The 15,360-nt window shown below is 47.0% G+C and carries 13 protein-coding genes and 1 tRNA gene; 11 read left to right on the top strand and 3 right to left on the bottom strand.

The window, feature by feature from the left end:
• Position 1: 1 nt before the first annotated feature.
• Positions 2 to 3,280: a SusC/RagA family TonB-linked outer membrane protein gene (locus tag EJV45_RS03870; protein ID WP_240755186.1), complete on the bottom strand. Its 3,279-nt coding sequence runs from the start codon at positions 3,278 to 3,280 to the stop codon at positions 2 to 4.
• A gap of 467 nt (positions 3,281 to 3,747) precedes the next feature.
• Here EJV45_RS03870 and EJV45_RS03865 point away from each other — a divergent pair, with 467 nt between their 5' ends.
• From EJV45_RS03865 to EJV45_RS03850, 4 genes are all read left to right on the top strand, one after another.
• Positions 3,748 to 4,344: a thioredoxin fold domain-containing protein gene (locus EJV45_RS03865; protein WP_129714339.1), complete on the top strand. Its 597-nt coding sequence runs from the start codon at positions 3,748 to 3,750 to the stop codon at positions 4,342 to 4,344.
• Entirely contained in the window at positions 4,344 to 6,608 is a 2,265-nt protein-coding gene (locus EJV45_RS03860) for a response regulator (protein ID WP_165304975.1), read from the top strand. The genes EJV45_RS03865 and EJV45_RS03860 overlap by 1 nt, the downstream gene beginning before the upstream one ends.
• A gap of 171 nt (positions 6,609 to 6,779) precedes the next feature.
• On the top strand, positions 6,780 to 7,166 hold the full coding sequence (locus tag EJV45_RS03855) for a hypothetical protein (protein ID WP_129714337.1): 387 nt from the start codon (positions 6,780 to 6,782) through the stop codon (positions 7,164 to 7,166).
• A 524-nt stretch (positions 7,167 to 7,690) separates the two neighbouring features.
• Positions 7,691 to 8,707 carry a hypothetical protein gene (locus EJV45_RS03850; protein WP_129714336.1) on the top strand — a complete coding sequence of 339 codons (1,017 nt, stop codon included), beginning with the start codon at positions 7,691 to 7,693 and terminating at the stop codon, positions 8,705 to 8,707.
• 167 nt (positions 8,708 to 8,874) lie between these two features.
• Here EJV45_RS03850 and EJV45_RS03845 read toward each other — a convergent pair whose 3' ends face one another.
• Positions 8,875 to 9,219 (bottom strand): helix-turn-helix domain-containing protein, encoded by a 345-nt coding sequence (locus EJV45_RS03845; RefSeq protein ID WP_129714335.1) that lies wholly within the window; start codon positions 9,217 to 9,219, stop codon positions 8,875 to 8,877.
• Between the two features lie 137 nt (positions 9,220 to 9,356).
• Between EJV45_RS03845 and EJV45_RS03840 the strand changes: the two genes are divergently transcribed.
• Both EJV45_RS03840 and EJV45_RS03835 read left to right on the top strand, forming a co-directional pair.
• Positions 9,357 to 10,367: an LLM class flavin-dependent oxidoreductase gene (locus EJV45_RS03840; RefSeq protein ID WP_129714334.1), complete on the top strand. Its 1,011-nt coding sequence runs from the start codon at positions 9,357 to 9,359 to the stop codon at positions 10,365 to 10,367.
• A gap of 307 nt (positions 10,368 to 10,674) precedes the next feature.
• Positions 10,675 to 11,550 carry an alpha/beta fold hydrolase gene (locus EJV45_RS03835; protein ID WP_129714333.1) on the top strand — a complete coding sequence of 292 codons (876 nt, stop codon included), beginning with the start codon at positions 10,675 to 10,677 and terminating at the stop codon, positions 11,548 to 11,550.
• Between the two features lie 62 nt (positions 11,551 to 11,612).
• Here the strand turns inward: EJV45_RS03835 and EJV45_RS03830 are convergent, their stop codons facing one another.
• Complete coding sequence (locus EJV45_RS03830; RefSeq protein WP_129714332.1) at positions 11,613 to 12,239, bottom strand: bifunctional 2-polyprenyl-6-hydroxyphenol methylase/3-demethylubiquinol 3-O-methyltransferase UbiG; 627 nt, start codon at positions 12,237 to 12,239, stop codon at positions 11,613 to 11,615.
• A gap of 123 nt (positions 12,240 to 12,362) precedes the next feature.
• On the opposite strand from EJV45_RS03830, the gene EJV45_RS03825 reads away from it, so the two are divergent.
• The 5 genes from EJV45_RS03825 (at position 12,363) to EJV45_RS03805 (ending at position 15,236) form a co-directional block, all read left to right on the top strand.
• Positions 12,363 to 12,842: an EamA family transporter gene (locus EJV45_RS03825; protein ID WP_240755185.1), complete on the top strand. Its 480-nt coding sequence runs from the start codon at positions 12,363 to 12,365 to the stop codon at positions 12,840 to 12,842.
• A 192-nt stretch (positions 12,843 to 13,034) separates the two neighbouring features.
• Entirely contained in the window at positions 13,035 to 13,778 is a 744-nt protein-coding gene (locus EJV45_RS03820) for a hypothetical protein (RefSeq protein WP_129714331.1), read from the top strand.
• Positions 13,779 to 13,872: 94 nt separating this feature from the next.
• Positions 13,873 to 14,184 carry a hypothetical protein gene (locus EJV45_RS03815; protein WP_129714330.1) on the top strand — a complete coding sequence of 104 codons (312 nt, stop codon included), beginning with the start codon at positions 13,873 to 13,875 and terminating at the stop codon, positions 14,182 to 14,184.
• Between the two features lie 207 nt (positions 14,185 to 14,391).
• Positions 14,392 to 14,463 (top strand) — tRNA-Glu (locus EJV45_RS03810).
• 254 nt (positions 14,464 to 14,717) lie between these two features.
• Entirely contained in the window at positions 14,718 to 15,236 is a 519-nt protein-coding gene (locus tag EJV45_RS03805; RefSeq protein WP_129714329.1) for a hypothetical protein, read from the top strand.
• The last annotated feature ends 124 nt before the right edge of the window (positions 15,237 to 15,360 follow it).

The raw sequence follows: 15,360 nt of genomic DNA, 5'->3' as shown, positions 1-15,360 counted from the left end.
ATTAAAGACCTACAACTAATCGCACACCATATGTTCTGGTAGAAGGCAGCTGGCCGGTTTCAAAACCCTGAACAATGTCAGATCCCGCCAGGGTACCAAACTCAGGGTCAAATGCCGGCCATGGCGACCAGATGAAGAGGTTACGGCCGTATACGCCAAGAGTCAGTTTGTTCAGCCCCATACCGGCAATAAGTCTTTTCTTAAATGCATAGGTCAGGCTGGCTTCGCGGAACTTCACATAATCTGTTCTGAAGACACTGCCCTCCGCCTGTCCGCTGCCATAGATAGACTCATAGTAGGCTGCGATATCTGTAGCGATGACGTCATTCTTGCGGTAGGTACCGTCAGGGTTCTGCACAACGCCGTCGCCGATTACACCATTATACCTGCCAGGCAGTGTAACCACGTGTTTACCCAGTGATGCCATGCGTGAAAAAGTAAGTGAATGACCTACGGCACCAAGTTGTGCATCAAACAGCGCGTTGAAGCTTACCTGTTTGAAGGTGAAACCTGTACCCGCGCTGAAGCGAAATCGCGGCATGGTATTTCCCAGGTAAATCAGGTCCGGGTTTTCAAGTGCGACGCCGGTAGTTGGGTTGTATACAATTTGTCCGTCAGCATTGCGCAGGTACCCACGGCCATACATATCGCCCATGCTTCCGCCTACGTTCGCGACAACCTGCCCGCTGCCCAAAGCACCTGTGCGAAGCACGAGTGAGCTGTCTGCCAGTTCTTTGATCTTGTTTCTGTTCGCAGTGAACGTTCCGAACAGGGTCCATTTGAAGTTTTTTGTCTGGAGCGGCGTACCATTTACGGCAAGCTCAAGACCTTTGTTATCAACGCGTCCAATATTTACTACCTGTACGTTATAACCTGTAGATTTATCGACAATCCGGTTCAGGATCTGGTTTTTGGTGTTTCCTGCGTAAGCAGCCAGGTCAAAGTTTAACCGGTCCTTGAACATTTTCAGCTCCAGACCAAGCTCAACAGTTGTTGTGATCAGCGGCTTGAGGTTCGGGTTTGGTAAGATACGGGTGTTGTTCAATGCGCCGTCAGGATAGATGCCGTCTGCCGCATTCAGGTAATTGTATTCTGTTCTGTAAGGCACGGTACTGCCGCTGCCTACCTGTGCCAGGGACGCTCTTACTTTCGCATAGTTGATCACCTTCTTCGGCAACTTGATTACATCTGAAGCAATAAAAGCTAAACTTGCCGAGGGATAGAAGAAACCTACGTTATCAGTTCTGGTAATGGTAGCAAGCGTACTGTTCCAGTCCTGACGCGCGGTCAGATCGAGGTAAAGGAAGTTTTTGTAGTCGAAAGAAGCCGTTCCGTAGAAACTGTTAATGCGGAACCGGGCCGTGTCAGGTGCATAGATCAGCGGACTGTTGTTGTTATCAAGCCTGTAAAGATTCGGAATCACAAGGCCGTCGGCACGGGTTTCGAGCCTGTTGTAAACATTGCGCATCTGGCTTCCACCAAGGCTGGCGTTGAAGCGCAGATTTTTGCTGAATTTCTTGTCATATCTGAACATGAAATCTGCATTGATCTCATAAGAGCGGATGTTAGCAAGGCGGTATGAACCCTGAGCGAACTTGTTTCCTGAGGCATCCCAGGGGCGCATCGTTTCGCGCACATCTTTGTTAAGGTCCATAGTTGCGCGAACCATCAGACTCAGCTCTTTTGTAAATTTATAGGTAGCAGATGCATTGCCCAGCCAGCCGTTACGTCTTTGTGCATTAATGTATTGTTCTGAGATTGCATACGGACTTTCAGGGTTTGTAGTCGTGATGTTTACAAACTGTTGAAACTCCCGTCCGTTTACCCAATAGTCGCGATACCAATCCACATCAACGTTGGGCTGAGCAAACATAAACCAATACATCAGCGACTGGTTACCATAACCGGTTGCCGGCAGGTTGTCGCTGTGCCGGTTGCTGTACTGGGCCTTCAGATTCAGAGAAAGTTTTTTAGTAAGGTTTGTGGTTACGTTCAGGGCAACGCTGGTACGCTCCAGACCGGTGTTTGGCACGATCCATTCATTTTCGCCATGGCTCGCAGACAAGCGCAAACCAACTTTTTTCAGCGTACCGTCTATACTAACCGAGTTTGCTGACTCGTATCCGGTTACAAAGAAAGCATCGACCGGATCACGGTAAGCTACCCAGGGGGTTCTGTTTACACCCCTGGCTTTTGTTGCCGGATCATACTGATAGTACATGCTGTTCAGTGAAAACGGCGGGCCCCATGTAGAACTTGTAGCATTGGTGCTTGGACCGTCTACAGTTGCGCCGTAAGAGAAGTATGAGTTTCCGTAAACACCCGCGCCATACTCCTGTTGTCTTTCCGGTCCGCGGTTCACATCTTCCCAGGTGCTGTTTGACGTAAAGGTGATACCAACTTTTTTCCTGTTCAGTGAGGCCGACTTTGTGGTGATGATAATGGCACCGTTGGCGCCGCGCTGGCCGTAAAGTGCCGAAGCCGCCGGCCCTTTCAGTACGGTTACGTTGTCAATATCATCAGGGTTCAGGTCATTCAGGCCGCTGCCGAAGTCGGCTGGCATGATATCGCCAGACGTTCCGTACACACCGCCGCCGGTTGCTGCGCTGCGTCTTGAGCTGCTGCTTGCTACCACACCGTCAATGACAACGAGGGCTTCGTTATCGCCGGTCAGGTTGTTTTCTCCGCGCAGAATAATTTTGTTGGAACCGGCAGGGCCGCTGTTACGCACCAGGTTCAAACCTGCTACCTTTCCCGAAAGGGCGTCTGTCCAGTTACTTGAAACAGCGTTGGTGAATTGGGTGCTGTCAAGTTTATCTGCGGCATAACCAAGCGAGCGTTCTTCACGTTTAATCCCCAGAGCGGTTACAATAACCTCGTTCAGGGTATTGCTTGAAGGCTTAAGCCTGATGGCCATATTGCCGGTATTTTGCTGTACTGCTTTTTTCGCAACTGCATAACCCAGCATGCTGAAGGTTAATTCGGTACCCGCCGGCACCACGAAACTAAACTCACCATTGTTATTGGTAGAGCCGTAAACGCGTTTGTTTGGGCCCATGATCGTTACGCCGGGAATGACCGAATTATCGGTATCGTCGACAACGGTACCCTTAACCGTTACGTTCTGCTGCGATTGTACCTGCAGCGGAGTGGCATTGTTTGCTGCGATGGCCCAACCAGGTTGTGTAAATAACAACAGCGGAAGAACGAAGACCGCCTTTGCGAGGGTCATCCTGTTCGTTTTGCGTGTTTTTACGTGTTTTGGTAAATTTCTCTTCATCTGTGCGTTTTTAATAGCTTGTTTGAATGCCGCAAAGGTTGCCTTTTTAAATAAAGCGAATGTTAAATGTGTATTAAATGAAAGTATTTTAAACGCATTGAAACGATATGACAAGAATCAGCTATTCGCTTCACAACGAGCAAATTGCACACACATCGGGAAGGTTCGGAGAAGAAAAGCTCCGCCAGACCGCGCGTAGATAACAGTAAGTTCATATTTATTTAAAGAAGTTGGGACAGTTTAAGGCGTGGCTGTAGGTGGGCAGAATGCAGCATGATGCGGCGCAAAACCGCAAAAAATGTAAATTTCCAACATCCGCTGCCTGACCCAGCACAGCCGGGAGTAAACAAGAGTTTTCCGCATGGCATAAATGGCGTAAATTTGGCAGGCAATTTGTCGCCCAAATACATCTCTCTTGTTGTCTGCATCCCGCAAACGTTTTAATAATTAACGCATTACCGGCTTCCGTGAAAAAAATATTTATCGGCGTCCTGCTAACCGGCATACTCTGCTGCATTGGCATTTTGTTTTGGTATACTGATTACCAATATGCCCTGCCTACCCCTGTGCCGGCGGGGTATCAGAGCGTTAAAACCGGCGAGCATGTTCAGCTGGGCACACTTTCCCTGCCGGGCGATGGAAAGCCCGTGCTCCTGCATTTTTTTAATCCGGCTTGTCCTTGTTCAAGATTCAACATTAAATATTTCAATTCCCTAACCGAAAAATATAAGGGGAAGGCCAATATGGTAGTTGTTCTGATGAACGCTGCAAAAGATACGCCCACCGCAGTGCGTAAACGTTTTGCCATCGGTGTGCCGGTAATTTATGCCCCTGAACTGGCGAAAAGATGTGGTGTTTACTCTACACCCCAGGCGGTTATCCTTGCAAAAGGAAACAAGCTTTATTACCGGGGCAATTATAACCTGACGCGGTATTGTACCGATCCAAAGACTGAATTTGCAAAGCAGGCGCTTGATAACCTGCTGAATCATGTAGAACAAACAGAGTTTCAGCCGCTGGCTACCCGGGCCTACGGTTGCAGCCTCCCTGAATGCACCTTATAATGAAACCAGATTTAACCATGAGCGGGTATGCTGACTACCGCAAAAGTCAGCTGGCAGAACGGCAAAAACAGTCTGACAGGCTGATTGACTATTTCCTTGCGGGATATGTCGTTATCGGTCTGCTGCTCGCTGTATTTTATGACACCTGGATACTTGCCCTGTCTGTAAGTACGCTTTGTCTGCTTGCCTATTACGCGGTTAAATGGCTGCTGCCTGAATCCACGCTTTATCAATATGTATTAAGCGCGGTAATGGGTGTATTTCTTGCCCAATATATTTACCAGATGCATGGCATGTTTGAGATGCATTTTTTTGCCTTTATCGGTAGCGCCATTCTCATTACCTATCAAAACTGGAAACTGCAGCTGCCAATGCTTATTGTTGTGGCCCTTCATCACGGGCTTTTCAGTTATCTTCAAAATTCAGGGCTTCCAGGGATCTATTTTACGCAACTTGATTATTTTGATATTCAAACCTTCGCAATTCATATCCTGCTTACCAGCATTATATTTTTTGTCAGCGGGCTATGGTCTTATCAGCTTCGGCGGGCAAACGAAAACCAGATCAGACAGACGCTTGTCATGAAAGAACTTGAGCAGGAAGCGGCACTCAGCACTGTGCGGAAAGAAAATGAAGAGCGGTTGCAGCTTCTTAACAACGAGTTGCGCAAGTCAAATGAAGAACTGAATCGCTCAAGACAGGATGCTGAAACCGCAAATCAGGCCAAAAGTGTATTCCTCGCCACAATGAGCCATGAGATCCGCACACCGATGAACGGGGTGATCGGCATGTCATCCCTGCTTGCTGAAACACTTCTTACTGACCAGCAACGGATGTATACCGATACCATAAGCAATTGCGGCGATGCGTTACTTACCGTGATCAACAACATTCTGGACTTTTCGAAGATTGAAGCCGGCAGTATGGACCTCGAATCTGACGACTTTTTGCTGCGAAGCTGTATTGAGGACGTACTGGATATCTTCGCCACACAAATCGCCTCAACAGGTATTGAAGTCGTGTATGCCATCGGCGACCAGGTTCCCGAGCAGATAGTGGGCGATAAGATCCGGCTGCAGCAGGTGCTGACCAACCTGGTTGGCAACGCGCTGAAGTTTACCGAAAAAGGTGAAGTTGTTATTGATGTGAATGTATCGCCGGCAGCGGACAGCGATGATCTGTGGCTGAGGTTTGACGTCCGCGATACCGGTATCGGCATCCCGGCCAGCAAAAGGGAAAGATTGTTCAAAGCCTTCAGCCAGGTAGATTCTTCGACCACCCGCAAATACGGGGGGACGGGCCTGGGTCTTGTAATCTCTCAAAAGCTCGTCGAACTGATGAAGGGGGAGATCACTGTAGAAAGCAGCCCGGGTTCAGGCTCTGTATTTTCGTTTACCATGGCAACCAGGCGTGGAACGAAAGTAATGGTGCCTTATAATGTACTGGATATGTCTGAGGTTCGCGGGAAAACCGTTCTCGTGGTAGATGACAACCTGACCAACCGCAACATTTTGGAAATTCAGCTGAAAGACTGGAAGCTGCGCCCGGTCATGGCCAGTTCTGGCGAGGAAGCGCTCAGAATCCTCGAACTTGGCACCACCGCAGACCTTATCATTACAGATGCCCAGATGCCCGGGATGGATGGCATCCAGCTTACCCGAAAAATAAAAGCTTTTGCTCCTACCCTGCCTGTCATCCTGCTGAGCTCAGTTGGGCATGAACGTAATCCGGAAATGTCTGCATTGTTTGCGCATACCCTTACCAAACCGATCAAGCAATACGCACTGAGCCGTTTTATTTTTGACTGCCTGAAAACAGGACCGCAGCTGCAGCCTGGCGCAGCTACGAGTAACCGGAAAATTCCCGAAGATTTTGGTACGCGGTACCCCCTGCGTATTCTTGTGGCAGAAGACAACGAGATCAACCAGCGCGTCATTATGCATATGTTAAAGAAGATGGGATATGAATCTGATCTTGCGCATGATGGCGTTGAGGCGCTGCTGATGGTACGCGAGCGGCCATATGATCTGGTGCTGATGGACATGCAGATGCCAAACATGGACGGCATCGAAGCTTCAGAAAGGATCAGAACCATGGATATTCAACAGCCGTACATCATTGCCCTCACGGCAAACACGATGGAGGGCGACAGACTGGACTGCCTGCGTGCCGGGATGAATGATTATATGAGCAAGCCGCTTAAACCGGAGTTGCTGCTCGTAAAACTGTCTGAACTTTCGGCGCGGTTAAATGTATTCGGTTAAATGGTCAATGTATAATTCTTTGTCATTGTTTGGGTTTCCGGCACAAGGCGGCACACGCATTATTATTCCGGAGCAAACCGAGTTATACATACCAGCGCATCAGGCAAACTTATTACGCTTTGACGCAATATATGTGAAGATAGACTATATTAGTGCTATATCCAGTGATTTATGAAAACGCTCAGAATCTTTGTTACGGCTCACATGGGCATAGCCGCACTTACCTTGCTGCTTTTTCCATCCCTGTCAGACCTTGTTGGAAAATCGTTTATCGGGATGTTTGTAGTTGCTGTATCGATGGTAATCATTGAGATCTTCCGTTCTTATCAACTTTCAGACATCAGCTTCAGCGCCATCCTTAAGGCACCCGGGGATTTGATTATTAAAGAAGTAGTGATTTCCCTGTGCGTTCTTTCTTTTACCTGGAAAGTATCCATGGAGAGCTCTTATCCTTGGGTGCATAGTACTTTTTATGTGTTACGCATATTACTAATGCTAGTTTTTGCACTCAGTACGTTGGCCAGGTTGAGCGTTTCAGGAAGACATCCGGAGGGCTAGCTGAGCAAATGCCTTTATCATGTGTTTATGCTACGGTACATCCGTAAAATTATACCCGGATGTTCGGCGGGGCTTGCAACCCTGGATACAATTGAGGGTAAAGCGGGTATACCCACTTTCAAACTAAAACAGTAGATTTACAAGATCATTCTTCAAATCACTGATGAAACGCTATCTCCTCACCATTTTATTTATCGGCGTAACTTTCTGTTTATCTGCACAAGAAATCGCCTATGAAAGCTCGCTGCAGAAAGCGCGTGCAAAATCAGCGTCAAGCGGCAAACCATTGATGGTGCTGATAACCATCCCGCCGCCGGCCGGCAGCTGCCGGCCGGTTCCTGAAGACAATCGAACAACCGGAAGTTGCAAAAGAATTTAACAGGCATTTTGTAAATGTAAAGATTCCCAGATCAGATACGGGCGCGAACACGATTGTAAGGAAACACGGCATCAGGCAGCTTCCTGCATTTGTGTTTTTTGATTCAAAAGGCGGACTTATCTATAAAGGTTTCGGGAACTGGCCTATGGCAGACAAGTATCATAAAATGATCGATACCGCCCTCGCTGTTGCCAGCCTGAAACCCATGTCGGTATATGATGCAGAATATGCTGCCGGTAAGCTGGACAGCGCCGGGTTGAGACAGTACATTGAAAGACGCCGTGCACTGGGAATTTCAGATAACGCCGCCCTCATTGAAAGTTATGTTACCCACCTGAGAATTTCAGATTTCAACAAATATGATCAGGTATTATTTATCCTGGAAGCAGGTCCGCTTACAGACAGCAAAGCCTATCAACTCGCAAACACCAACCGGGCGATTACAAAAAGTATCTTTGAAAAGGAACCATTGGCCAGACGCGTGGCCATTAACAATGCGATCATCAACAATACGATGAGCAGCGCGATCAGGCATAGAAACCTCGGGCGTGCGCATTCAGCCGCCAATTTTACCCGCATCACCTGGAGCTCTGACATGCGAAAAGGATCCCAGCAGCAAGCACTGAAAATGTTGCAATATTATTCTGGCGTGAATGACACGGCCAGTTACCTGAGGCATGCTACCTATTATTATGATGATTATTACATGAAAGTGGGCGCCGACTCAGTTAAAAAAGCGGCCCGGGAGCGGGAGCAACGGTCAAACTACAAGACAAAACCTGACACAGTCTACAAAATTGTCGAGGGCAAAAAGGTTATGCAATTGCAATGGATGGTTAGCAAAGCGATGCCAAGACCAGATGATCCCGGCGTTTTTGCAGCAGAACTGAATAATGCTGCATATAGATTTTTCGAAACGGGCACGCGAAATGTAAATCACCTCAGTAAGGCTATGATCTGGAGTAAACGTGCAATTGAACTGAGTCCGGTTGAAAACGAAACCTTCTACGATACGCTTGCGGCATTGCTTTACCGCCTGGGCTTTTATGCAGAAGCTGAAAGCACGCAAAACCTGGCCGTATCAATTGCAGGAAAGAAAAATTCTCCGGCAAGCAAACAACTCAGCAAGCGCCTGCAGGAAATCAGGAAAAGGACCTTATAAGATCCAGGGCGCCTGCTGTCGGGAGCGGCACCGCTGTTTTTAGCCCTGATGGCAGCGGCAGCCCCGAGGAACGAGGGCTATAGCGAACAGCAGGACTGCCAAAGCCATAAAACACTGGCTTTCAGCTTCAAAAAACCGAAATATATGAAAGCTCTAAAACGGATTGTTTAATCGCCGATTTTTTTCCGGTGATTTAGTCCCCAGTCTTTCAGCGCCTGGATAATGGGCGTAAGCGTTTCTGCGTAAACTTCAAGCTGATAAGAAATTTTTACAGGATAATCGGCAGTTACAATCCGCTTTATCAGTTGATGTTGTTCGAGCTCTTTGAGTTCTTTTGCAAGCACTTTTGGCGTAATGCCTTCAATACTTTCCTGGATATCCGTAAACCGGTCATTCCCTGCACCAACAGAAATGATAATGACCAGTTTCCACTTCCCGTTAATGATGTTCAACGTATCGCGAACGGGCTTCAGCGTTTCCAGACATTCATAAAACTCTCGCTTTGCAGGCATAGCAGCAGATTGGCAAAAATTACTTTCTCATGGTTAACTACTTTACAAAGTAAAGCGTTATGCTGTAAATTTGCAACTGAAAATTCTGCGGAGCTAAAACGCTTCGCGCTTTGCCAACAAATAAGGGCAGCACCAACATGAAAAACGGAAATATCGCATATTCGATTCTTGAACTGGCCATTGTACCGCAAGGCCATACAATCAAACAAACGTTAAATAACTCGCTAACACTGGCAAAAGAGGCTGAAGCGCTCGGCTACAAGCGTTACTGGTTTGCTGAACACCATAATTCGCCGTATATAGGAAGCAATGTCCCACCTCTGCTGATTGGTTACGTTGCTGAAAACACGGAGAAAATTCGGGTTGGTTCGGGTGGAGTGATGCTCCCCAATCACTCGGCCTTAGTGGTCGCGGAGCAGTTTGGTACGCTGGCCCATCTGTATCCGGGCCGCATTGATCTTGGTCTGGGCCGTGCACCCGGCACCGACATGGCGACCGCGCAGGCTATCCGTTCTGATTTTATGCAGGCAGCTCATTCATTTCCGCAGGAAGTGAGCAAAATACAGAACTATTTTTCTACAGCCAACCAGGGCTCAAAAGTACGGGCAGCGATTGCTGAAGGAACAGAGGTACCTGTTTATATCCTGGGTTCGAGTACAGACAGCGCACACCTGGCGGCGAAAGAAGGTTTGCCATATGCCTTTGCGAGTCATTTTGCTACTACACATTTGTTAGAGGCCCTGGCTATTTACCGCAAAGAATTCCAGCCATCAGACGTGTTGGCAGCGCCGTATACCATTGCGGGTATCAACGTTTTTGTTGCCGATACCGACGAAGAGGCAGAAAAACTGTTTACCACGCTGATCAGGATGTTTGTCGGCGTGTTAACGGGGAATTCGCAACCGCTGCATCCGCCAACCGAGATGACAGACGAGTTGCGTGGAATGTTACATCATCCGTCGGTTTACCAGATGCTGAAATATTCGTTTGTCGGAAGCAAACAAACCGTAAAACGGCAGCTCCAAACCTTCCTTGAACATACCGGCGTGAATGAACTGATCACAACGACAAATACCTGGGCATTGGAAGACCGGCTGAAGTCTGTAAGGCTGTTTGCGGAGGTGATGGACGAGATTAACAAGGTATAGGTCGCGCTTTGCCGATCCGGACGCAAGCACGCTGCAGCGAAGAATTATTGTCTTATGATTCATTGTTGGAAAGTGCCGGAATAATTGATCACCTTTTCATTTGGATAAAGCTGCCATGTAATGCCGGACCGCCTGCCGCCCGGCGATATCTTCATATCAGATGACAATCCAGTCCCTTTTTCTGAGGCAGGGTTTCTACGCAGTTCACGCGCATAGCGAATAAAACATTTTTGCCGTCCTCACAGGCCTTCGCGTTTTGCAAGAATTTCGCCTATAGCTTTTGAAATTTTAGCGTTAATTTCAGGTCATGTCACGCCAGATCTATAACAGAACGGTACAGATCGATGGAATTGATCTGTTTTACCGGGAGGCAGGAAGCAAAACAAACCCCACGTTGCTGCTGCTGCACGGATTTCCTACCTCGTCAATAGCCTTCAAAAATTTAATGATTATGCTGTCTGATCGTTATCATCTGGTGGCTCCAGATTACCCCGGCTTTGGTTTCAGCCAGTTTCCCGTACCTGATGACTTTGCCTATACGTTTGCCGGCATTTCTGCACTGTTGAACAGGCTTTGCGAAACGATTGGGCTCGACAGATTCTTCATTTATCTGCATGACTATGGTTCGCCTATCGGACTGCGTCTTTGCCTCGATCATCCGGAAAAGATTGCCGGCATCATTGTTCAGAGCGGCAATGCCCACCGTGCAGGTATGGGACCACAGTGGGACGAATACATCAAGTTCTGGGACAATCCTACAGCTGAAAAAAGAAAGGAGCTGATTAAGTTTATCAGCGCAGATGGTACCAGGAATCAATACTTCGGCGGCTTGCCTGAAGATGTGCAGGAACGCGTTAGTCCGGAATTGTGGCTGCTTGACTGGGAACTACTGAAAAGGCCAGGCAATATTGAAAAACAATTTGAGCTGAATTGCGACTTTAAAACGCATATGCAAATGTTTCCAGCCTACCGTACCTATTTCCAGAAATTTCAGCCCCCGGCATTGGTCATCTGGGGCAAGTACGAGATCTTTTTCTCCGTCGAGGAAGTTGCGTGTTACGCTGAAGTGCTTCCTGACGCACAGATCCATGTGCTGGACGGCGGCCACGATGTGCTTGATACACATTTTAATGAAGTATCTGAGTTAATCAGGCGTTTCCTGGACAGGCAGCGGAGAGACTAAGGAGAAAGGATGAACGACCAGGACTGAGCGCTGCATGAATTCTGTTGGAGGGTATTGAATAATCACACCGGCTTTTTTCTGCATTTGACCAGGAACATGGGCTGGCTTTCCTGTATCTCAGTAATTTCGTACAATCCGGCTGCTGCAAATTCTGAGCTGACTGCTTCCTCGTCGTAAAAAAACATCTGTATGCCCTCAAAGATTTCGTCTCGGTCAGTCTCTATAAACCTCCCCTGCCCATACGTTTTGGCATTTTTCGAAATGGTGGTAAATACCATATGTCCGCCTGGGGCCAGTTGTGCATAACAATCGCTGATCAGTTTTTTCCTGAGCGTCTTATCAAGCAGGTGAATCAGTGCATAACAAAATACCCCTTCATAAAGGTTGTGATCAAACGGCATGTCACTTACCGAACCATGATAGATCCGGATCCTGTCCCCAAAATGTTTCTCTGCGAGCTGAATGGCCGTCTCTGAAATCTCGATACCGGTAACCGACATGCCTTTTTCAAGAAAAACCTCAGCATTCCTGCCGTATCCTATACCGGGAATGAGAACATGCCGGACCGCGTTTGAAAGGAAAAGTTCAGTCGTTAAAACTGCAGAGGCAGCCGGCTGCATACCCCACATTTCCTGTTTGTCAGCAAACGTTGATTCCCATATCTCCTTTTTCTCCGGTTTTTTATCCATGCTTGTATTGCTTCTAACCCGGTTTAAAATACGACTTTACCGGGAGAAGCGTAACATGTTGTGAAGAGCAGGAAATGCAAGGCCTGGAACATGCCGGCTATTTCGGCGATGCCGGATAAATATATGTTTGTTACAATCTATATCGGACATCGCGTGTTTGATAAAGAAAAAAATATGTGGATTGTATGGGCATTATTGGCTGCGATTTCTGCGGCACTGGTTGTTGTACTGACAAAAGCCGGATTGAAAAACGTAGATTCAAGTCTTGCTTTTGCCATTCAGGCAGTCCTGATCCTGCTGATTACCTGGTCTGTTGTCCTGTACCAGGGAAATGCCGGAGGTGTTAAAACTATAGAGCGCGAGACCTGGATTTTTCTGGCAGTAGCCGGAGTTTGTACAAGTTTATCCACGTTATTCTCATACAAAGCGCTGTCGATGGGGCCAGCTTCGTATGTTGTTACCATCGAGCGAACATCGCTTGTTATTGCGATTGTGCTGTCTATCATCTTTCTTAAAGAAAAGATTACGTGGCAGCTTGTTGTAGGCAGCACGGTCATGATTGCGGGTGCTGTATTGATTGCCATGTCGGGGAATGGAAAGTAGGCAGGTGCTTGTGGTACTGATGGGAAAACAATGCTTGCTTGAGAACTTCGCCGAGCGTTTGTTTTAACATAAAATCGAAAACGAAATAGCTGCGTCGAGCGGAAATGGACGTTTTCTCCAATTGCCGATGTTTCCCAACAAACTTGTGTTGATCTTGTTTAGACAGCAGCATCAGGAAGAAGCTAAATAAATATGATCGCCGACACAACTAAACTGACACTGTATAGCCTTATGATTTTAGGTTTATGGTTCTTGTCAGCCTGCCGATCTCAGCCGAAAGAAAAAACGCAGCCGGACACTTTCCTGGCCAGGGCCGCTCAGCCGGTGAGTCACAATGCTGCACGCAGAGAACGTGTTCAAACCGATAACCTCATTTTCATCAAATATCTTGACGATGGCGACTACCCTGAATTCGTTGCGAAAAAGGGGGATAATACAGTCAGCTTTATCAACAAAACAGATACTGCCAGAAACATCAATCATGGCGATTCTGTTCAGGTGAACTGGAAGCCCGGTTCTGTCAGTATGCCGGGCGACAATGGTGTGGCAACACCGGCCAGGCTGTTAGTATCAGTCAGAAAAACAGGTGATGGGCCGGTTACAAAGTTCCGCAAAGCTTATGGCAAAGTGGTCAAGTATACCTGGGCTGCGGATGAAGATTATTCGTCTTCATACCTAGATGAACTTTATTTGCTGGTAGAGGATTATCTGGCCAATACGAGAAGCCCCTTGCTGCAACATGTCATCAACAAACGTATTCAACTGACTTACTCGATAGAGTCAAATACCAGGAATGATGAACGCTATACCATGATCGGCATCGCACCGGAGGGGCCTAACGGCAGCAATGTTGTTCAATGGCTTTACATTAGAAAAGCGGATAGTCAGATATTTGAATACAACCTGGCTGAAGATAACCTGATTCCCTTCAAATAATAATTAGTAGCAAGTCAATGTCGGGACGTTTCATCGTACTCAGACAATAAGAAATCTGAATGTTTGAAAGTCCCAGCAACCGGTGAAAACAATTATGAACTTAGATCAAACATTTGATGAAGAACCCGCGAACTGGGGACTGCGGGGCGATCCACATTTGTGGCATGAACTGAAGACGCTGGTACGTGATGAACACGGGATCAATACTGGCGAAAAGTTTCTGGCATTCCTCACCCTTTCGATAGAAAAGATCATCGGCCGGCAATTGGCTGAAGGCGAATATCCTTATGTGAAGAGGTTTGATAGCGGAGGTATGTCTGGCGGGCGAATCAGTGGCAAGTTTTGGCTGAACACTGCTTTGCCCCTGCTCGTACAGCGGTTTGACAGGCTGTTGACTGACAAATAAATTAACCGTCAGCCCCGGCGAAATATCCTTCATTTTTCCAGATCCGGCCACGTGTTTGCCGCCTCGATATAGCCGCGAAATCGCTCATTCGAACGCCTATGATAAATTTTCATTTTTTTTTGCAAAAATCTGCCCGCTGTCTATCTTTGCAGCCGCAAGAGGAAAAGTTTAGCGCATAAGTAAAGCCAAACATCTGCCCGCTTAAATGGCCCGTTCGTCTAGGGGTTAGGACGCAAGATTTTCATTCTTGAAACAGGGGTTCGATTCCCCTACGGGCTACCGAAAACAATTTGATGCCTCAAGCTGATCAGCTTGAGGCTTTTTTTTTGATTAAGTTTTTTGGTTGCTTACCAGGAAGATCAATTTATTGCTTTCCTTTGCTATTAATATATATGAAGAAGTCTAACCTGATTTAGGCCTTTGCGCTTTTAATAGCATTTACATCATGTAAAGAAAGCGATCCGCTGAAACCTGCCGAAAGTGAGCCTGTAAAGCGTGCGGTAGTTTCTGTTCGCGATCCAGTATCTTATACTATGGACGGAAAGAATTATGCCGGCGGCAACGTTATCGATCCTTATATGTCAAATGGCTATTATGAAGTTAACTGCAAGCTAGTTATCAACAATAACAATCCCCATAGTTATAGCCTTGTGGGTGATCCAGACTCTGTAATGTATTATCAAACGAACGCTATTGCTTCCAAAAAAGCGAACATAACTATCACCTTTTTAAGAAAATACCTTAGGCAGAAACAAGGCCTTTCATGGATGCCAGGGCGAAATGATGTACTTAAATTGTTTGCTGTAGGCAAACATGCGTTATCTGAAGATTTCAAGTGGCAAAACACTCAAAATGGTGTTGCCATTGATGTAGCTGAAGGCTCCTCTTACAATGCATATGACGGAGGCAATGGTGTCGCGGTAGTTCCGGGTTTTCAAAAAAATTCAACCTTTGAGATTATAGATTTTACACAAACAACGTCTGGCTTTTACAATTTGAAAGCAAAATTTACCGCTATAATACTTGACGCAGCGGGCAAGCAAAAAAAATGAGGGTGTTTCCTGAACTGTGTCAATAGTGTAACTTTAAACTATCGACATAAACAATGGCAACACAAGAAGACTTTGACTTTGAAAGCTTCAAAAAGGAAGCTATAGCAGGCTTATATGCCGGCAA

Origin of the sequence: Pedobacter sp. SYP-B3415, assembly GCF_004138205.1 — a bacterium.
GTDB lineage: Bacteria > Bacteroidota > Bacteroidia > Sphingobacteriales > Sphingobacteriaceae > Pedobacter.
The sequence above is the reverse complement of the archived record's forward strand: the minus strand, read 5'-3'. Positions and strand labels throughout refer to the sequence as shown.